Origin of the sequence: Streptosporangium lutulentum (genome assembly GCF_030811455.1) — a bacterium.
Taxonomy (GTDB): Bacteria; Actinomycetota; Actinomycetes; order Streptosporangiales; family Streptosporangiaceae; genus Streptosporangium; species Streptosporangium lutulentum.
This window is the reverse complement of the sequence record NZ_JAUSQU010000001.1, coordinates 671,927-691,626: the sequence shown is the minus strand read 5'-3', so window position 1 is coordinate 691,626 and position 19,700 is coordinate 671,927. Positions and strand designations below refer to the sequence as shown.

General features: G+C 68.0%; 13 protein-coding genes. 10 read left to right on the top strand and 3 right to left on the bottom strand.

Translation table 11 applies throughout. The annotated features are described in order from the left end of the window. Positions 1 to 15: 15 nt before the first annotated feature. Together J2853_RS02925 and J2853_RS02920 are read right to left on the bottom strand one after the other, a co-directional pair. Complete coding sequence (locus J2853_RS02925) at positions 16 to 2,385, bottom strand: hypothetical protein (RefSeq protein ID WP_307554677.1); 2,370 nt, start codon at positions 2,383 to 2,385, stop codon at positions 16 to 18. A gap of 120 nt (positions 2,386 to 2,505) precedes the next feature. Next, on the bottom strand, positions 2,506 to 4,890 hold the full coding sequence (locus tag J2853_RS02920) for a hypothetical protein (RefSeq protein WP_307554674.1): 2,385 nt from the start codon (positions 4,888 to 4,890) through the stop codon (positions 2,506 to 2,508). A 529-nt stretch (positions 4,891 to 5,419) separates the two neighbouring features. On the opposite strand from J2853_RS02920, the gene J2853_RS02915 reads away from it, so the two are divergent. The 10 genes from J2853_RS02915 to J2853_RS02870 all read left to right on the top strand — a co-directional run bounded on the left by J2853_RS02915 (position 5,420) and on the right by J2853_RS02870 (position 18,974). Beyond that, on the top strand, positions 5,420 to 6,721 hold the full coding sequence (locus tag J2853_RS02915) for a hypothetical protein (protein ID WP_307554672.1): 1,302 nt from the start codon (positions 5,420 to 5,422) through the stop codon (positions 6,719 to 6,721). A gap of 362 nt (positions 6,722 to 7,083) precedes the next feature. Continuing rightward, complete coding sequence (locus tag J2853_RS02910; RefSeq protein WP_307554670.1) at positions 7,084 to 9,543, top strand: hypothetical protein; 2,460 nt, start codon at positions 7,084 to 7,086, stop codon at positions 9,541 to 9,543. A 1-nt stretch (position 9,544) separates the two neighbouring features. Next, positions 9,545 to 10,663, top strand: coding sequence for a glycosyltransferase family 4 protein (locus J2853_RS02905; protein WP_307554668.1), 1,119 nt, complete (start codon positions 9,545 to 9,547; stop codon positions 10,661 to 10,663). Next, positions 10,660 to 11,748: a glycosyltransferase gene (locus tag J2853_RS02900; protein ID WP_307554666.1), complete on the top strand. Its 1,089-nt coding sequence runs from the start codon at positions 10,660 to 10,662 to the stop codon at positions 11,746 to 11,748. Before J2853_RS02905 ends, J2853_RS02900 begins: the two co-directional genes overlap by 4 nt. Positions 11,749 to 11,751: 3 nt before the next feature. Further along, positions 11,752 to 13,083 carry a polysaccharide biosynthesis protein gene (locus tag J2853_RS02895; RefSeq protein ID WP_307554664.1) on the top strand — a complete coding sequence of 444 codons (1,332 nt, stop codon included), beginning with the start codon at positions 11,752 to 11,754 and terminating at the stop codon, positions 13,081 to 13,083. Positions 13,084 to 13,362: 279 nt separating this feature from the next. Continuing rightward, complete coding sequence (locus J2853_RS02890) at positions 13,363 to 14,517, top strand: glycosyltransferase (RefSeq protein WP_307554663.1); 1,155 nt, start codon at positions 13,363 to 13,365, stop codon at positions 14,515 to 14,517. Then, positions 14,514 to 15,479, top strand: a complete 966-nt coding sequence (locus J2853_RS02885; protein ID WP_307554661.1) for an NAD-dependent epimerase/dehydratase family protein — start codon at positions 14,514 to 14,516, stop codon at positions 15,477 to 15,479. Before J2853_RS02890 ends, J2853_RS02885 begins: the two co-directional genes overlap by 4 nt. 57 nt (positions 15,480 to 15,536) lie before the next feature. Further along, complete coding sequence (locus tag J2853_RS02880) at positions 15,537 to 16,526, top strand: NAD-dependent epimerase/dehydratase family protein (protein WP_307554659.1); 990 nt, start codon at positions 15,537 to 15,539, stop codon at positions 16,524 to 16,526. Then, a complete protein-coding gene (locus J2853_RS02875) occupies positions 16,523 to 17,560 on the top strand; it encodes an MraY family glycosyltransferase (RefSeq protein ID WP_307554657.1) in 1,038 nt (345 codons plus the stop codon). Before J2853_RS02880 ends, J2853_RS02875 begins: the two co-directional genes overlap by 4 nt. Positions 17,561 to 17,564: 4 nt before the next feature. Next, entirely contained in the window at positions 17,565 to 18,974 is a 1,410-nt protein-coding gene (locus tag J2853_RS02870; protein ID WP_307554655.1) for a tyrosine-protein kinase domain-containing protein, read from the top strand. Here the strand turns inward: J2853_RS02870 and J2853_RS02865 are convergent. Further along, positions 18,952 to 19,641 carry an arsenate reductase/protein-tyrosine-phosphatase family protein gene (locus J2853_RS02865; RefSeq protein ID WP_307554653.1) on the bottom strand — a complete coding sequence of 230 codons (690 nt, stop codon included), beginning with the start codon at positions 19,639 to 19,641 and terminating at the stop codon, positions 18,952 to 18,954. The genes J2853_RS02870 and J2853_RS02865 overlap by 23 nt on opposite strands. Between the last annotated feature and the right edge of the window lie 59 nt (positions 19,642 to 19,700).

Genomic DNA, 19,700 nt, shown 5'->3' with positions numbered 1-19,700 from the left:
AGCCCACCGCGGCGATCATCGAATCCCAGCCGGTCCGTCCTGCAGCCGGTAGAGAGCGTAGTCGCCGGAACGGAACCGGAGCTCCGCGAAGTCGCCGATCTCGGAGCCGGGGCCCACGTGGCGTTCGTCGGCGAACAGCCAGCGCACTCCGTACCGTTCTCGCAGGTGCCGCATCACGTCCGCCGAGGGCGCCTGGAAGGCCAGGTCGTTCGACCGGAGCCGCTCGCCGTCCCAGAACGGAAGCCGCTCGGGCAACTGCCCGGGACGCCAGCGGCCCATGTTCGTGGAGGTGTAGGTCCACCCCTCGGCCAGCACGCGCCGCTCGGAGAGGGCGGCCACCCAGAACTGACGGCTGTCGCACGGGTTCTCGTACCCCCAGCGGCAGTGTGTGTTCGTGGCGACCAGGTCGTCCGGATCCGAGTGGGCGCGCAACCACCGGCCTGCCTCCAGAGCGCCCTCGGGGATGTCCTGGGGCGCCACCGAGTCGACCTCCCCGAAGGCGCGGGCCGCCGGGACGTTGTCCGTGACGGAGAGAACGCGTGCGCACCAGGCGGCGGGCGCGCCGACCGCCGCGAACGCGACGAGCAGGAAGACCCAGGCCCGAAGGCTGCCGTGCCCGGTCGCGATCAGAGCGACGGCCGCCAGCACGGCGACGCCAAGGAGCGCGGCATAGGGCAGGTACAGCGCGATGTCAGGCTCGCCCGGGCTCAGAGGAGCTCTGACGTCGCAGATCATGCGGATCAGGCAGGCGATCACCACCCCGGCGCCGACAGCGCACGCGACCGTCCTGAGCGACATCCGTGCACGCCGCACGGCGACGACGAGCCCGTAGGCTGCGACGATCATCAGGTAGGGATAGCTCGCACCGAAGAAATAGAGCTGGCCGAGGTGAGGATGCCCGAGCAGAAGCACCGCGGCGACACACGCGGCGCCCATGCCGAGCAGCAGGATCACCGCCGGTCGCAGGAGCAGCCGTGGCCTGACCAGCAACCCGAGGATCCCGCACCACGTTACGGCCAGGCACAGCACGTACAGCACCGTGACACCGAGCACCGAGGCCGGATGCGGCTCGACCGCCCCGGCATCGCCGGTCAGCTCTCCCCACGCTCGGCGCAGCATGGAGAGGGGGTCGACCATCATCCCCTGCCTCGCACCGCCGAACAGCACGAACTGCGCGTAGAGGAAGCACCCCGCGGTCATCCCGAGCGCGGCGAGCACCTGCCACGGCGGCCGGCGTCGCCTGATCAGCCCGGCTCCGGCGACGGCGATCAATCCGACGGCGAGCGGAGGCAGGTGGGTGGCCTTGGCTCCCATGACCGCCACGAGGAAGATTCCCAGCAGGAGCCACCTGCCGGCACCGCGTCTGCGTCCTTCGAGAAGGTCGACGAGGAGGAGGACGATCGGGGCGAAGAGAAGAGCCCCGAAGGTCTGGGTGGGGCCCGTCCAGGACTGGAAGCCCCTCCAGGTGAACGTCCCGATGTTCACCCCCAGGTAGAGATTCGGAGCGGTCATGAACACCGTGCCTGTGATGGCCAGGAGTGCGGCGGCGCGGGAGCCGGTGACGCGTCGGGCGATCATGGCCAGGAGGATCAGGAGTGCGGCCAGCATGGGCAGCATGCCCAGGCGGAAGAGCAGGATCAGGGGTTCGATGCCGGTGATCCAGCTTGACGCGGCGAAGTGGGCGTAGACGAACCAGTGGTAGAGCAGGGGTTCGCCGGAGACCATGGGCACCATCGGGGGCATGTGGTGTTTCACCTCGCCGATCAGGGCGAGGTGGAAGGGCATGTCGACCGAGGAGGTGGCCAGGGTGGGCCAGGTGAGGGCGTGGCCGCGGAAGAAGCGGGCGACGCCCAGGGCGGTGAGGTAGGCGGTGGTCAGGGCCAGTGACCATGACCACCAGGTGGGGGCCGGGGGGTGGGGGCGGCCTGTCCAGTGCTTGCGCAGGCGGGGGACGGCCAGGAAGAGGGCGTAGGTGGCCAGGGGCCAGGCCAGGACCAGCAGGGGGGTGGCGGTGGTGCGGGCGGCGATGTAGGTGAGGGCTTCCAGGGCGTAGCCGAGGGCGGTGCCCAGGGCGAGTTCTTCGGCCAGGGTGCGTTCGCCGCGGTAGGTGACCCGGATCAGCAGAGTGCCGGGCAGGGTCAGGCCGAGGAGGAGGTAGGCGGTGAAGCGGGTGAGGTCGGTGACCGAGACGCCGTAGTGGATCAGGACGGTGACGGTGAAGGCGGCCAGGCAGGTGGTGGGCAGCCAGCGCAGGGCGGCGTGGGTGCGGGGGGTGTGCGGCCGGGCCGGGTGCCGTTCGTTGTGTTCGGGCGCGTTCGGGTCGACGGCTCGGGTGGGCGGTGGTGGGCTCGGCGCGGGACCGTGCGCGGGCGACGTCGTGTCCATGAGCGCAAGCATGGTGATCTCGGCGCCGGTGGTGATCGCGGACGCAGGCTCTCGGTGGTTTCCTTGCCAGTCCTTTATACGAAAGCCATGAAGTCCTGAATTGTCATGGCGCATGAACTGTCACGACACATGATCACGAGCCGGAGTCCCGGGCTCCGGCACGCGGTAGACGGCGCAGTCGCCGGAACGGAACCGGAGCTCCGCGAAGTCGCCGATCTCGGAGCCGGGGCCCACGTGGCGTTCGTCGGCGAAAAGCCAGCGCACTCCGTACCGTTCTCGCAGGTGCCGCATCACGTCCGCCGAGGGCGCCTGGAAGGCCAGGTCGTTCGACCGGAGCCGCTCGCCGTCCCAGAACGGAAGCCGCTCGGGCAACTGCCCAGGACGCCAGCGGCTCAAGTTGGCGGACGTGTACAGCCATCCTTCGACCAGCACGTGCCGTTCCGACAGGGCGGCCACCCAGGACTGGCCGCTGTCGCACGGGTTCTCGTACCCCCAGCGGCAGTGTGCGTTCGTGGCTATCAGGTCGTCCGGATCCGAGTGGGCGCGCAACCACCGGCCGGCCTCCAGAGCGCCCTCGGGCATCGTCTGGGATGTCGTCACCGTTCCCGCCACCGTGGGAACACCGTTCTCGGCGATGCGGTCCACGACCGAAAGGACACGCGCGTGCACGTCAGCGGGGAGGCCGATGGCCGCGAACATGACGGTCACCAGAGCCCAGGCGCGAAGGCTTCCTCTCGTGACGGTCAGGATCGTTGCCACCGGTACGGCGACGACCAGCAGAGCGAGGTAGGGCCGATACAGGAGAGTGTCCGCCTGGCCCGGGCCGAGGGGGACCTTGACGCCACAGAGAAAAGGGATCAGATACGCGGCGATCATCCCTATGCCGGCCCAGCATATTGTCGCCTTGAGCGATATCCGCGCCTGCCGCCGGAGGACGAGAAGTCCGTAGACCGTGACAGCTGCCAGGTAAGGGTAGGCACCCCAGAGGAAGAAGAGCTGGCTCCGGCTGGGATGGCCGAACAGCAGCATCGCGCCGAGACCCGCCGCACCGATGCCGAGCATGAGGATCACCGCGGGTCGCAGGAGCAGCCGCGGCCGGCAGAGCAGCCCGAAGGCTCCGGACCACGTGACGGCCCAGCACAGCAGGCAGATCGTGGTGATCCCCAGCACCGAGGCCGGCGAAGGCTCAGCCCGGTATCCGAGGCCGGTCAGTTCTCTCCAAACTGTTCGCATGAAGGAGAAAGGGTCGATTTTCAGTCCCTGCTGTGCACGGCCGAACAGCACGAACTGCGCGTAGAGGAAGCACCCCGCGGTCATCCCGAGCGCGGTGAGCGCCCGCCACGGCGGCCGGCGTCGCCTGATCGCCTCAACCGTGACCACCGCCAGCAGGCCCGCTCCGAGCAGGGGCAGGTAGATGGCCTTGGCTCCCATGACCGCCACGAGGAAGATTCCCAGCAGGAGCCACCTGCCGGCACCGCGTCCGCGTCCTTCGAGAAGGTCGATGAGGAGGAGGACGACCGGGGCGAAGAGAAGAGCCCCGAAGGTCTGGGTGGGACTTGTCCATGCGAGGTCAGGAACGCCTCCCCATGAGAATGGTCCGTTCGTCCCCAGATACAGGCTTGGAATCGCCACGGCGATCGTGACTGCGACGGTCAGCAGCGCTCCGATCCATGAGCCTGTGACGCGCCGCCCGGTCGCCCCTATCAGGACGACGAACGCGGCCAGCATGGGCAGCATGCCCAGGCGGAGGAGCAGGGTCAGGGGTTCGATGCCGGTGATCCAGCTTGACGCGGCGAAGTGGGCGTAGACGAACCAGTGGTAGAGCAGGGGTTCGCCGGAGACCATGGGCACCATCGGGGGCATGTGGTGTTTCAGTTCGCCGATCAGGGCGAGATGGAAGGGCATGTCGGGAAAGGAGGCTCCGGCTCCCGGCCAGACGAGGGCATGGGTTCTGAAGTGCGATGCCGCGCTCCAGGCGGTGAGGTAGGCGGTGGTCAGGGCCAGTGACCATGACCACCAGGTGGGGGCCGGGGGGTGGGGGCGGCCTTTCCAGTGCTTGCGCAGGCGGGGGACGGCCAGGAAGAGGGCGTAGGTGGCCAGGGGCCAGGCCAGGACCAGCAGGGGGGTGGCGGTGGTGCGGGCGGCGATGTAGGTGAGGGCTTCCAGGGCGTAGCCGAGGGCGGTGCCCAGGGCGAGTTCTTCGGCCAGGGTGCGTTCGCCGCGGTAGGTGACCCGGATCAGCAGAGTGCCGGGCAGGGTCAGGCCGAGGAGGAGGTAGGCGGTGAAGCGGGTGAGGTCGGTGACCGAGACGCCGTAGTGGATCAGGACGGTGACGGTGAAGGCGGCCAGGCAGGTGGTGGGCAGCCAGCGCAGGGCGGCGTGGGTGCGGGGGGTGTGCGGCCGGGCCGGGTGCCGTTCGTTGTGTTCGGGCGTGTTCGGGTCGACGGCTCGGGTGGGCGGTGGTGGGCTCGGCGCGGGACCGTGCGCGGGCGACGTCGTGTCCATGAGCGCAAGCATGGTGATCTCGGCGCCGGTGGTGATCGCGGACGCAGGCTCTCGGTGGTTTCCTTGCCAGTCCTTTATGTGAGGGATTCTTCATGCGGAGGTCCAAGAACAGGACATAGACAGCCGACCCCCTCCCCGGAGACCTCGCCACAATCATGAGTGGCGACTTCAGATGGCCGATCCGGCGCGCTCCCCTGCGGCTCGGCGGTCTCGTGTTTCTTTGCGGGGATTTAAGCAACCGGGCGATGTCGTATCCGGCTGGACTTGCGTACCCGGCCGTTAAAGTCGGCGGACGTGATGGAGAGAGTTGCGGTCACCGGTCATGGCGATCTCGGTCTGCTCTCGCCATGCCGGTCGTAGAGGCCGTCCACGGTGCGGTCGGCCTCGGAATGGCCGAACGCCGACGACCATCGATCCGGCGATGGACTCCTGGACCGCTCCCACCGCTCTCCCTCGGTGCTCGAGAGTAGACCCGCCTCCGGCGCGCGAAGTCCCCGATCCGACCATGACATCGTATGGGTGATTCTCTGTGGAGTACGTAATCGTCGCGGTCGCCGCGGTAATTCTCGTCTTTATCGTCCAGATCGGCCTCGACGCGCGGGTGGCGCAGCGTGCTCTGGGGGTGCTGGTCCTGGCCTTCGTCGCACGGCTGCTCATTCACGTCTTCTTGTTACGGTCCAACGCCATCGCGTACGGCGGGGACAACATCACCTACGAGAGCAGAGCCCTGGAGGTGGTGGAGTACTGGAAAAACGAGGGCTTCACGTTCGTCACCTCCGAAGAGATCACCGAACTGTATTCCGTGGCGGTGCCCTGCAACGTATTCGCGGTGATCATATATCTGTGCGCCGGCCCGGCCCCTCTGGCCTGCACCGCCATCGTGGCGCTCATCGCCTGCGGACTGTGCATCGTCATGTACAGATTCGCACGGCTCATCGGCGCCGACGAGCGCGCTTCGTTCAGGGTCCTGGTCTTGATGGCGTTCTTGCCGACTTTCATGCTGCACACGTCGGACATGTTCAAGGATGGATTCAACGCGTTCCTCATCATATCCTGCCTTGGCCTTGCGGCATCAAACGTCCGGCGTTTTGACATACGTAAGCTGCTTCTCCTCGGACCGTTGCTGTGGGCGTTGTGGAATGTACGCCCCTACATGGTTTTCATGTGTGCGATACCGCTGGTCCTCGGCCTCGCAAACCTCAAACGCGCACTCCCGTTGTGTGCGCTGGCCATCCTTGCCACACTTCTGGTGCCCGTCGCGTCCTCCCCCGACATGGCCGATAACTCGCCTATCGCCGCCATGCAGGAACAGCTGGAACGCGGGCAGTCCGAGAGTTTCCGCCGCGCCAACGCCGAAGGAGGTTCGGGAGTCGTTTTCGAGGACGGCGGCAATCCGTGGAACGCATTCTTGCCGAAGCTGGTCTACACGCTTCTGTCCCCGTTCCCCTGGATGGACGGCAGCCTGGTGTTGCAGCTGGCAAAAATCGAGACACTGCTCTGGTACTACCTTCTGTGGTCCGCGGCGTGTGCAATTACTCGGATGCGGGGATATGACCGCAGAATGCTACTGATTCTCCTGCTCTTCATCGTGCCGTGCACGATCGCATATACGACCACCATGTCCAATGTCGGCCTCATCGTCCGGCAACGGATGCCGATCGTCATGACCGTGAGCCTGCTGTCCGCGATCGCCTGGACCAGGGTCTCGCGGGACGGGCAGCAGTTCGTGTCCGGCGCCGGCACGGACTCGGCCACCGCCGGCGTCGCAGTGCCCTCGCCTTCATCCGGCACCGCCGGAAAACCTCCCGCCGAGACTCCGCGAATCCGGTGAGACGCCGCGCCCGAACCCCGGTCCGAGGATCGCATCCGATGTGCCGCTCAGCCAGATCTTGCGTGCCGTGACGGGGGCACAGGCCGGGCGGACAGCGTTGCGGACAATGGCGGAACACTCATGAACGGCATCATGAACAGCCGTCCGACTTGACTTTGTGATGCCTCGGAAATGCCATTGGAATGTTATTTCGAACAAAAGGTTCCACCTCACAGCGAGGTCTCCGGGGAGGGGGTCGGCTGTCTATGTCCTGTTCTTGGACCTCCGCATGAAGAATCCCTCACATAAAGGACTGGCAAGGAAACCACCGAGAGCCTGCGTCCGCGATCACCACCGGCGCCGAGATCACCATGCTTGCGCTCATGGACACGACGTCGCCCGCGCACGGTCCCGCGCCGAGCCCACCACCGCCCACCCGAGCCGTCGACCCGAACACGCCCGAACACAACGAACGGCACCCGGCCCGGCCGCACACCCCCCGCACCCACGCCGCCCTGCGCTGGCTGCCCACCACCTGCCTGGCCGCCTTCACCGTCACCGTCCTGATCCACTACGGCGTCTCGGTCACCGACCTCACCCGCTTCACCGCCTACCTCCTCCTCGGCCTGACCCTGCCCGGCACTCTGCTGATCCGGGTCACCTACCGCGGCGAACGCACCCTGGCCGAAGAACTCGCCCTGGGCACCGCCCTCGGCTACGCCCTGGAAGCCCTCACCTACATCGCCGCCCGCACCACCGCCACCCCCCTGCTGGTCCTGGCCTGGCCCCTGGCCACCTACGCCCTCTTCCTGGCCGTCCCCCGCCTGCGCAAGCACTGGAAAGGCCGCCCCCACCCCCCGGCCCCCACCTGGTGGTCATGGTCACTGGCCCTGACCACCGCCTACCTCACCGCCCTGGGCGTCGCCCGCTTCTTCCGCGGCCACGCCCTCACCTGGCCCACCCTGGCCACCTCCTCGGTCGACATGCCCTTCCACCTCGCCCTGATCGGCGAGGTGAAACACCACATGCCCCCGATGGTGCCCATGGTCTCCGGCGAACCCCTGCTCTACCACTGGTTCGTCTACGCCCACTTCGCCGCATCAAGCTGGATCACCGGCATCGAACCCCTGATCCTGCTCTTCCGCCTGGGCATGCTGCCCATGCTGGCCGCACTCCTGATCCTCCTGGCCATGATCGCCCAACGCGTCACCGGCTCCCGCCCCGCCGCACTCCTGGCCACCACAGGCACGATCTCCGTTGGAGCGGCGAGCCTGTATCTGGGAACGAGTGGGCTGTTCACCTGGGGAGGCATTCCGGACGCCTCATGGACAAGTCCCACCCAGGCTTTCGGGGCTCTTCTCTTCGCCCCGGTCGTCCTCCTCCTCGTCGACCTTCTCGAAGGACGCGGACGCGGTGCCGGCAGGTGGCTCCTGCTGGGAATCTTCCTCGTGGCGGTCATGGGAGCCAAGGCCATCTACCTGCCCCTGCTCGGAGCGGGCCTGCTGGCGGTGGTCACGGTTGAGGCGATCAGGCGACGCCGGCCGCCGTGGCGGGCGCTCGCCGCGCTCGGGATGACCGCGGGGTGCTTCCTCTACGCGCAGTTCGTGCTGTTCGGCCGTGCACAGCAGGGACTGAAAATCGATCCTCTCTCGTTCGCGCGGGCTGCGTGGGGTGAACTGACCGGCCTGGGCAACCGGGTCGACCCTCCGATGGCCTCGGTGGTGGCCGTCGCATTGGCCTACCTGCTCTGCTGGGTCGTCGCGTGGTCCGGAATCCTCGGGCTGCTCCGCAGGCCACGACTGCTCCTGCGACCGGCGGTGGTTCTCATGCTCGGCATGGGTGCGGCGGGCGTGGGTGCGGTGCTGCTGCTCGGACACCCCGGCCGGAGCCAGCTCTTCTTCCTCTGGGGGGCATATCCCTATCTGGTGATCGTCGCGGTCTACGGGATCCTGGTCCTCGTGCGGCAGGCGCAGGTGTCGCTCAAGACGGCGATGTGCTGGGCCGGTGCCGGGGCGGTCGCCGCCTATGCGATTCCCGTCCTCTGCGGCGTCACGATTCCCCTGAGCCCGGGCCAGGCGGATGCCGTTCTCTATCGGCCGTACATCGTGCTGCTGGCCGTGGCCGCGTCGGTGACCGTCGCCCTGGTCGTCATGTGCGGCGGCCTTCGCGCCTGGGCTCTGGTGACCGTCATGTTCGCGGCCATCGGCCTGCCCGCCTACGGGCACGCGCGTGTGCTCTCGGCCATGGACCACCTCATCGGGAACGATTCCCGTGCGGTGGCCAAGCGTGTGGCACCCCAGGACATCCCCGAGGGCGCTCTGGAGGCAGGCCGGTGGTTGCGCGCCCAGTCGGATCCGGACGACCTGGTCGCCACGAACGCACACTGCCGCTGGGGGTACGAGAACTTGTGCGACAGCCGCCAGTCCTGGGTGGCCGCCCTGTCGGAACGGCGCGTGCTGGCCGAGGGGTGGACCTACACCTCCACGAACTTGAATCGCTGGCGTCCCGGGCAGTTGCCCGAGCGGCTTCCGTTCTGGGACGGCGAGCGGCTCCGGTCGAACGACCTGGCCTTCCAGGCGCCCTCGGCGGACGTGATGCGGCACCTGCGAGAACGGTACGGAGTGCGCTGGCTGTTCGCCGACGAACGCCACGTGGGCCCCGGCTCCGAGATCGGCGACTTCGCGGAGCTCCGGTTCCGTTCCGGCGACTGCGCCGTCTACCGCGTGCCGGAGCCCGAGATCCCTGCGAGTTCCCCTGCCGGTTCCGCCGCGACGCGCTCGGCGAACGCGCACCCGCCTGGCGTGGCCACGCCAAGGACGAACCACATCTCTCAGGGAGGTTGACATGAGGATTCTCCACATCGGATATCGGCTTCCGCCCGAACCGGGGGGAAAAGAGCGCTATATCGAGGATCTCAGCCGCGAGCAGCTGCTTCGCGGACACGAGGTGTTCATCACCCACCGGCGCGGGGGGATCCCGCACGGCGCGAGAGCGTTTCCGCCGGCACGGACCGCGGCCAGTCGTGCCGTCTCCAGGAAGTCAGACGTGATCGCCTTCGCCATGGAGTGCGCGCGAGCGCTCCATGGCGAACGCGGGATCGACGTCGTTCACGCGCACGGCGACCATCGTGAGGCGCTCGGTCTCGGCGCCGTCGCGCGGCGACTGGGGATCCCCCTCGTGCTCCATGTTCACGGCGCTCTCACCGAGCGTCACCGGCGGATCATGCCATGGGCCTTCCGCCACGTGGACGGGTTCATCGTGGCCGGCGCCCGGCCGAGGGAGGGCCTGCTGGCAGCCGGTGTACCGAACCGGCGGATGAGGGTTCTTCCCAGCGGCCTCGACCTCGGCCGCCTGACCCGGTTCCGGGAGGAACATCCGGTCGAACCAGGATTGATGGTCAGTGTCGGCTCGCTGGTGAAGGTGAAGAACCACGCGCTGACCATCCAGGCCTTCCACGAGCTGCGTGCCACCCATCCCGGCGCGCGCCTCATCATCGCGGGGGACGGCCCCGAACGCGCCCGGCTCGAGCAACTCGCCGGAACGGGCTCGGGAATCGAGTTCGCCGGGCACATCGGTGCCGACGACGTCTACACCTTGGTGAGCCGGGCCCAGGTGTTCGTGCACGCTTCCCGCAGTCTCCCCACCATCGGGGAGGGGATTCCCACCGCCTGCCTGGAGGCCCTCGCGCTGGGCACCGCCGTCATCGTCTCCTCCGACGCCTCGCTGGACGCGGTCATCGCGGACAGCGACGCCTATCGCGTCTTCCCCACGGGGTCCGTGACGGAACTGGTGGCGTGCCTACGGTCGGTCCTCGACGACGAGGCGCTCCGCCTCCAGCTGATGGAACGCGGTGTGCGGGCTGTGTCGGACCTCGACTGGCCGGTGGTGGCCGGCCGCATCGAGGGATGGTACGAGACGCTCATGGCCGACCGGACCTCTCGTTCCCCCGGTGACGTGTCATGAGGAGCCTGCACATCTGCGAGGTGATCAAGACGCTGGACGTGGGCGGCGCGGAGGTCCTGCTCGTCGAGCGGTTGCTCGCCGCGCCCCCCACGGGCAAGCGCTACACCGTCGTGTGCCTGCGGACCGCCACCCAGGAGCTGAGCGGGCGGCTGCGATCCGCGGGCATTCACGTCATCGACCTGACCTCGTGCCCGCGCTGGCTCCGCCTGGCGCGGCTCGCGCATGTGGTGCGAAGACTGGAACCCGACGTTCTCAACATCCACTCCCCGCTTCCGGCGTCATTCCTTCGGCCGATGTCCCAGTTGCGGAGTCCCCGCCCGACCTTGATCTCGACGGTGCACAACGTGCGCTACCGCCTGCCGACGATGGTCCTCGACCGGGCGACCGGATGGCTGGACACCCGGACCGTGGCCGTCTCCCCGCAGGTCGCCCGTGCTCGTACCGGCAGGCGCTCGCGTGGCCTGTCCGTTCGCGTGCACGGCGTCCATCTCGCGGCCCAACGCCGCTGGGCGGCTCGGTCGGAGCAGACGAGACAGGAGTGGAACGTCTCCCCGAACTCCTTCCTGATCGTGCACGTCGCCAACTTCCACCCGCAGAAGAATCATGAGCTCCTCATCGAGGCCGCGGCGAGGGTCGGAGAGCGGGACTCCCGTCCCGTGTTCCTGCTCGCCGGATCCGGCCCCCTGAGCGCGCGGGTGACTCGCCGCGTCGACGAGCTCGGTTTGAACAACGTGCGCCTGCTCGGTCACGTGCCCGATGCCGCCCGGCTCATCGCCTCGTCGGATCTGCTCGTGCTCAGCTCCTCGTACGAAGGGTTGCCGGTGGTCATCATGGAGGCTCTCGCCGCAGGCGTCCCGGTCGTGTCCACCGCCGTGGGCGGAGTGCCCGATCTGATCGAGGACCACAGAAACGGTCTCCTCGTCAGACCCGGGGATCCCGTCGCCCTCGCCGAGGCCGTCCTGCGAGCGACGCACCCGGAACTCCACGCGCGCCTTTGCGAGGGGGCGCGAGACAGCGCGGAACTCGTGGACATCAGCCGGGCGGCGGACTGGTTCGACAAGCTGTACGACGAGGTCTGCTCGTAGAACATGGCCAGCACCCTCGCACGCGCCGCCCACCGGATCCGCCCGCCCGGCGGACGTCATCTGCGGACCTTCACCTCGCTGACCGCCGCCGGCCTGGGCGAGGCGGTCCTTCCCACTCTCAGCCTGATCGCTCTGGTACGCCTGACGGGAGCGGAGACATCCGGTCAGGTCATCTTCGCCCAGTCCGTCGCGACCATCTGGTTCCTCCTGTCCGACCCCTGCCTGGAGAACGCCGCCCAGCGGTTCGTCCCCATCGAACAGCGGCGGAACGGGCAGGGCTCCTCACTGTTCATGCGCCTGCTCCACTGGGACGTGGCGATCGGCGTGGCCGCGGCCGTGGTCAGCCTCGTGGCGGTGCTGGCCGCACGCCTGCTGGGCTTCCTCACGGACGAGTTCGCACTCATGTTCGCTCTCGCGATCATCACGCGCGGGTCCATGGCGTCGTACGGCACGGCGGGCGCGGCCTTCGCCCTGACCGACCGGCTTCACGCTCTCGGCGTGCTCAGGACGCGAGGTGCGGTCCTGTCGTTCGGGCTGTCCCTGGTAGGACTGTTCACCGGAGGTCCTCTGCTCTACCTGGCCGGTCAGGCCGCGGGCGCGCTGGTGATGGCGGGAGTGCTCTACCTGCTCGCGGTCCGGAGTCTCCTCGCGGAACTGGGACCGGCTGTGACACGCGTCCGGCTACCCGCGGGCATGATCGCTTTCACCGTGAAGACGTCCGTGGGCACCAGCGTGGCCGGGATCTCCGACTCGGGCATCCTCGCCCTTGCGGGCCTGCTGGGAGGTCCGGCCCTCGTGACCATCCTCAAGATCGCATCAGCTCCCGGCCGCTTCTACGCCAACCTGGCCGTCCCCGTGGCCGCGATGCTCTATCCCCGGATCATTCAGGCCGCCACCGCGGGATCGGGGGCGGCACCCATCAGGCGGGACATCGTGCGCGCGACCCTGTTGCTCGCCCTGGCCGGAGCGGCGGCCCTCGCCGTCGCGATCCCGGCGGCCTCCGCGGTCATCGGCCTGGCCTACGGACACCAGTACGCCCCCATCGGCCCGGTGGCCGTGGTGCTCCTCGGCTCCGCGTGCGTCAAAGGGCTGGTGTGCTGGTCCAACGTCCTTCCCCTGGCCCTCGGCAGGCCGGGATGGAGACTGGCATACCTCTCCGCCGAGGGGACCCTGCTCCTCGGCGCCCTCCTCGTCGCCGACCGGGTCGCCTCGGACTCCTCCCAGGCATCGATCTGGTTCGCGTGGGGAACGCTGGCCGTCGCCGTACTCGGAGCGGGTTTCTGGATCATGTCATTGCCGCGCATCACCAAATCCGGCGATTCACACTCCAGCTAATCTTTCAGCGGTAACGCATGGATATACGACAAAAGCGCCATTCGGCCATAATTTTATCCGCGCCACACCTGAAATCGCCGGCCCTCAGGGGACCAAAAGGTGGACCGGCAACACTTGGGACGACCCAGCTGGATCACGCCTAGGTAGGGAATAGGAAAAATATCGCACTGTCACAGTGATGGTGTCGACGAACGGATCAAACAGCGAACTAGTTTCTCCGACGTGAGCCAGGCCTGTCACCGAGGAGCCCGTATGAAACCGGACGGCCGGATTCGTGTAATGGAAATCATCGCCCGGATGAACGTCGGCGGTCCCGCCACCCAGGTTTCCGGGCTGCTGGAAGGGCTGGACACGAAGGAGTTCGACCACCGTCTCTACACCGGGTACGTCGACGGCCACGAGGGCGACCATCTCCGGCTGCACGACGTGGAAGCGCGGGTCCACCGAGTTCCGGGCCTCGGCCGGTCGGTCAGGCCGGGAGACGACTACCGCGCGCTCTTCCGGCTGATCGGCATCATGCGGTCGTTTCGCCCGCACATCGTTCACACCCGCACGACCAAGGCCGGCGCCCTGGGCCGGCTGGCCGCCCACCTGGCCGGTGTCGACTCGGCCCGGGTGCACGTCTTCCACGGGCACCTCCTGCACGGTTACTTCTCCCCGGTCAAGCGAGAACTCTACGTACGGTCGGAACGGCTCCTGGCGTCCATGTCGGACCGGCTGGTGACCGTGGGCTCCCGCGTCAGGGACGAGCTGCTCCAGGCCAGGATCGGGCGCCCCTCGCAGTACGTCGTGATTCCGCCCGGGGTCCGGCTGGGGCCGGTCCCCGACCGCCAAGCGGCCCGTGCCACGCTGGGGCTTCCGCCGGACGCGCCCGTCGTGGCGTACGTGGGCCGCCTCACCCAGGTGAAGCGGCCCGACAGGTTCCTCGCCGTGGCCCGCCTCGTGGCCGGGAACATCCCCGGATGTCACTTCGTCGTGTGCGGGGGCGGCGATCTGGAACGGCGGGTCGCGCAAGGCGTCGAGCCCGTTCGTGACTCCTTTCATCTGCTCGGCTGGAGAAAGGACGTGGAGACGGTCTACGCCGCCGCCGACGTGGTCCTGCTGACCTCCGACAACGAGGGCACCCCCCTCACGCTCGTCGAGGCGGGGATGGCGGGCACGCCTGTCGTCTCCACCCGCGTGGGAAGCGTCGCCGAGATCGTCCGGGAGGGGCACACCGGCCTGTTGTCGACGACGGACCCGGGCGAACTGGCGGCGCACACCATCCGGCTCCTGTCCGACCCGGATCTCGCCCGCCGGATGGGCGAGTCGGCCCGCGACTGGACGAGGGACGAGTTCGGCGTGGAGCGCCTCGTCTCGGACACCGAAAATCTCTACCGGTCGCTGTGCGGGACATCCGGCCGGCGCCTCGCCGTGAAGGAGAGCAGCCGATGAGGGTGCTGGTGACAGGCGGCGCGGGGTTCATCGGCGCCCATACGTGCCGAGCACTGGCGGCCAGGCCCGAGGTGGAGCACATCACGGTGCTGGACGACCTGAGCAGCGGGGACTCCGTCAACCTGGACGGCGTCGAGGCCGACGTCGTGACGGGCAGCATTCTGGACCGGGACCTGCTGGCGGATCTCGTGGCCGGCGTCACACACGTGATCCACCTCGCCGCTCGGCCGTCGGTACCCCTGTCACTGAACGACCCGATGGCTTCGCACACCGTCAACGCGACAGGTACCTTGCATGTCCTCGAGGCGTGCCGCGTGAACAGGCCGCACGTGATCCTCGCCTCCTCGTCCTCGGTGTACGGCGACCGTCCCGAACCGCACAAGCACGAGGACCTGCCCACCAGGCCGCTCAGCCCGTACGGGGCCAGCAAGCTGGCCACGGAGGCCTACGCCCTGGCTTACGCGCACAGCTACGGCCTGCCGGTCCTGCCGTTCCGCTTCTTCAACGTCTACGGCCCGATGCAGACCGCCGGCCACGCCTACGCGGCCGTGATCCCGGCGTTCGTCTCCGCCGCGCTGCGGGGCGAACCGGTGCCCGTCCACGGTGACGGCGGCCAGGTGCGCGACTTCACCTACGTGGGGTCCGTGACCCAGGTCCTCACCGACGCGGCCGCCCGCCGGGTGACGAGCACGAAGCCGGTGAACCTGGCCTTCGGGACACGCGTTTCCCTGCGGCGTCTGATGGACGTCCTCGCCGACGTCCTCGACCGGCCGATCGAGTCGGTCTCCCTGCCTCCGCGGACAGGTGACATCCGGGAATCCCAAGCCTCCCCACATCTGCTGCGTGAGCTGTTTCCCGGCATACGCCCCGTCTCGCTTGAGGAGGGACTCCGCATGACGGTGGCCTGGTTCGAGAAGGCACCGGTCTCCGGCACCGACGAGAGGCTCGGCACGCACGCGTGAACTACCGCCTCCTCCCGGCAACAGAGATCTCTCCAAGCACGTAATGAGGAAAAGCCTGTGAGCAAGGCAACAAAAACCAGCTACCTGGTAACGGGCGGCAGCGGGTTCATCGGATCGCATCTGTCCGACGCGCTGCTCGCCCGCGACGACTCGGTCGTCGTCCTGGACAACCTCTCGACAGGGCGACTGGAGAACCTCCGGCCTCATCCGAACCTGCGCTTCGTGCACGGATCGGTCCTGGACGAGCTCATGGTCGACGAGTTGGTCCACCGGTGCGACGTCGTCATCCACATGGCGGCAGCGGTCGGCGTCAAGCTGATCGTCGAGAAGCCGCTGCGGTCGCTGACGACCAACATCCGGGGCTCGGAGATCGTCATCGAAGCCGCGCACCGGTACCGGAAGAAGATCTTGATCACCAGCACGAGCGAGATCTACGGAAAGAACTCCTCAAACGCGCTGCGCGAGGACTCCGATCGCATCCTCGGCAGCCCCGCGGTGGTCCGCTGGGCCTACAGCACCGCCAAGGCCGTCGACGAGATCCTCGCCAACGCCTACCACAAGGAACGCGACCTGCCGACGATCATCGTCAGATTGTTCAACACCGTGGGCCCGCGGCAGAGTCCCACCTATGGCATGGTCATCCCTCGCCTCGTACAGCAGGCCCTCGCCGGCGCGCCACTGACGGTCTTCGGCGACGGGACCCAGACCCGTTGCTTCGCCCATGTCGCGGACGTGGTCGACGCGCTGCTCCGGCTGCTCGACGAGGACGCGGCCATCGGACAGACCTTCAACATCGGCTCGGGCGACGAGGTCAGCATTCTGGAGCTGGCGAAGCTGATCATCGAGCGCACGGGATCCACGTCCGGGATCGACCTCATTCCCTATTCCGAGGCCTACGAGCAGGGATTCGAGGACATGAACCGCCGGGTTCCCGACACCACCAAGCTCCGCGCGCTCACCGGCTGGACTCCACGACGCACTCTCAACGAGATCCTTGCCGAGATCATCAGAGAATCCCGCGAGGATCTGGCGGCGTCCACCCGGTGAGCGGAACGATTGCCCTCACCGCAGGGGCGGCCTGCGTGCTCAGCCTGACAGCCATCGTTCCTCTGAGGCGCCTGGCACTGCGCTGGGACCTCACCGACCGCCCCGGCGGACACAAGGCTCACAGCCGTCCGACTCCTTACCTGGGCGGCGTTGCGATCACGGTGGGCACGGTCGTGCCCACCGTGATCGCGCTGGGCTTCACCGATCTGCAGATCATCGCGATCCTCCTCGCCGCCACCGCGGTGTCCGTCCTCGGCCTGATCGACGACATCGCCTCCCTGTCCGCTGTCGCCAGGTTGACCGTGGAGGCGTTGGCGGCGAGCGGAGTGGTGCTCTCCGGCGTCCAGGTGACCATCACCGGAATCTGGATGGACGCCCCCCTCACGGTGATGTGGATCGTCGTGATGACGAACTCCTTCAACCTGCTGGACAACATGGACGGCGCCCTGGGAACCGTGACCACGGTGACCGCCGGACTTCTCTCGGCGACGGCCCTGGTGCAGGGCCATACGGCGTTCGGCGTCCTCCTGTGCGCACTCGCCGGCGCGGGCCTGGGCTTCCTTCCGCACAACTGGGCGCCCGCGAGGATATTCATGGGCGACTCCGGATCGCTGTTCATCGGGTTCACGCTCGCCTGCTCGGCGGTCGTCCTGGTCATGGGGCAGGCCCCGAACGCGGCGGTCGCCGGGCTGCTCCTGCCGACCTTCGTCGCGACCTTCGACACCTGCGCCGTCTTCCTCTCCCGCACGTTGGCGGGCCGCTCGCCGCTTCGAGGCGGAACCGACCACGTGTCGCACCGACTACGCCGGATCGGTCTGGGCACCCGGACGGTCGCCGCGGCGCTGGGCGCGATCGCGGCGATCACCGGCACTCTCTGCCTGACGATGGCCCTGGGCTGGATATCGGTACTCACCGCGGCGGTCGTGGCAGGCGCGATCACCGTCGTTCTCATAAGTCTGCTGCGAGGCGTGAGCGTCTACTCGCCGGCCCATCGTCCCAAGACTCCTCAGAAAATCCGTGAAAGGCGGCGTTGATCCAGTGGATCTGCTTCACTACGTGCGGCTCGCGCGCAGAAACTGGCTGCTCATCCTTCTCTCGCTGATCCTCGCGGTGGGCGCGGCGATCGCCGTGACGTCGAGCACTCCGCCCAAATACGTCGCGACGATCACCATGATGGTTTCCGGTCACGACAGGGAAGGCAGCCTCTCCACTGCGATCCAGGCGGGGGCGTTGTCGCAGCAGAGAGTGCAGTCCTACGCCAACCTCCTGCCCAGTCACCGGGTGGTCAGCCAGATCGCCAAGGACGACGACATCCAACGCGTCCAGGAGAACATCACCGCCCAGGTCGTCCCCGGCACCGTGATTCTCCGTGCCACGGTCACCGACACCGATCCCGTACGCGCCGCGCGACTGGCCAACGACCTGGGCACCGCGTTCACCCGGTTGATCGACGAGATCGAACGACCCGCCCTTACCCATAAGAAAAAGCGTCCCGGCGACAAGGACGACCGTTCGGGCCATAAGAACGACCAGCCCAATGTCAAGGTCACGATGGTGGACCGGGCGGATGTTCCGAAGGAACCGGTCAGTCCACGACCACTGGTCAACCTGGCGATCGCCGTGTTGGTCGCATTGCTCGCCGCCATGGCCATAATCGTCCTCCGCGACCGCCTGGACACCACCATCAAGACGTCCGAGACGCTGCAATTGGCATCGGGCAGCTCCACCCTGGGAATCATCGGCTACGAACGAGACGCGAGGCGCCATCCCCTGGTCCTGCGCGACCGCGGCCGATCCTCCAGGGCCGAGGCGTTCCGCTCGCTCCGCACCAACCTGCAGTTCATCGGCGTCGACCGGCAGCCGAAGTCACTCGTGATCACCAGCTGCCTGCCGGGCGAGGGTAAGTCCTCCACCTCGGCCAACCTGGCGATCACGCTCGCGCAGGCCGGGTGGCGGGTGATCCTGGTGGACGCCGACCTCCGCCGCCCGCGTATCCCGAGCTATCTCGGGATCGAAGGAGCCGTGGGCCTGACAGACGTGTTGATCGACAAGGCTTACCTGCACAATGCCGTACAGACCTGGGGCGAACCGAGCATGTCCGTCCTGCCGAGCGGCCAGATCCCGCCGAACCCGAGCGAGTTGCTCGGCTCGGAGGGGATGCGCCGCGTGCTCGCCCAGCTCACCGAGACGTACGACATGGTGATCATCGACGCACCGCCGCTGCTGCCCGTCACCGACGCCGCGACGCTCGCGGCGACCTGCGATGGCGTGCTGCTCGTCGCACGACACGGCAAGACCCGGCGGGAGCACGTCATTCGCGCCGCGGAACTCCTGGCCTCGATCAACGCACGCGTGGTGGGAAGCGTCCTGAACTTCGCACCGGCCAGGAGCAGCCATCACTACGGTTACGATTACGGCGCCGAGGTCAAGACGCCGGTGAGTGTGTGAGCAGCCGGAGCGGGACGGCGAGCGACTCTGCGATCTTCCGTCCCGCTGCCCGGTAGGCGCGCTGGGAGCCGCCGTAGGGATCGGCGATGTCGGGCTGCTCCACCCGGACCAGCCCGCGTAGCGCCCGTGCCTCGTCGACCAGCGCGCGGGCCCGCCGTACGGGATCCTCATGGTGAAGGACCGCCGTGACCGGCATGGCCTGGACCAGAGCGCCGAACTCGGCGATGGTGAAGGTCCGTGTGGCGGCCGCCGGATGCAGGGCCACCGATTCGGCACGATGCCTGGTGGTGGCCGTCAGCACGAGATCGGCGGCGGCCACCAGTTCGGAGGCCAGCGGGCGGGAGCCGAAGCCGTCGGGATCGCCGCCGAGCCGGGTCAGCACTCGTCGTGCCGGCTCGGCCATCCGCGTTCCCGCCTCGGCACGGGTGCCCGCGCTGATCACCTGGAGCGCCGGGCAGGGCCCGAGGGCCGACCGGGTCAGCCGCTCCGCGAGCGGAGAGCGGCAGATGTTGCCCGTGCACACGAACAGGATGCGGAAACGGGCGTCGTCCCGTGACCCCGATACTCCCCGTGGGTCCCGCCAGCATCGCGGACCGCAGTGCTCATGCCCCGGTTGTACGACCCGGGTGATCTCACCGACCTCGACGCTCTCCGGCGCACCCTTCATGAGCGCGACGGTAGATCTCCTTCGTCGGGCAACCGCCCGCGGCACGCCGGGCTTTACTC

Coding starts and splice junctions, on each gene's coding strand:
- J2853_RS02865 (WP_307554653.1), bottom strand. CDS start 19,641: ATGAAGGGTGCGCCGGAGAGCGTCGAGGTCGGTGAGATCACCCGGGTC.
- J2853_RS02905 (WP_307554668.1), top strand. CDS start 9,545: ATGAGGATTCTCCACATCGGATATCGGCTTCCGCCCGAACCGGGGGGA.
- J2853_RS02885 (WP_307554661.1), top strand. CDS start 14,514: ATGAGGGTGCTGGTGACAGGCGGCGCGGGGTTCATCGGCGCCCATACG.
- J2853_RS02890 (WP_307554663.1), top strand. CDS start 13,363: ATGGAAATCATCGCCCGGATGAACGTCGGCGGTCCCGCCACCCAGGTT.
- J2853_RS02900 (WP_307554666.1), top strand. CDS start 10,660: ATGAGGAGCCTGCACATCTGCGAGGTGATCAAGACGCTGGACGTGGGC.
- J2853_RS02895 (WP_307554664.1), top strand. CDS start 11,752: ATGGCCAGCACCCTCGCACGCGCCGCCCACCGGATCCGCCCGCCCGGC.
- J2853_RS02925 (WP_307554677.1), bottom strand. CDS start 2,385: ATGGACACGACGTCGCCCGCGCACGGTCCCGCGCCGAGCCCACCACCG.
- J2853_RS02910 (WP_307554670.1), top strand. CDS start 7,084: ATGGACACGACGTCGCCCGCGCACGGTCCCGCGCCGAGCCCACCACCG.
- J2853_RS02920 (WP_307554674.1), bottom strand. CDS start 4,890: ATGGACACGACGTCGCCCGCGCACGGTCCCGCGCCGAGCCCACCACCG.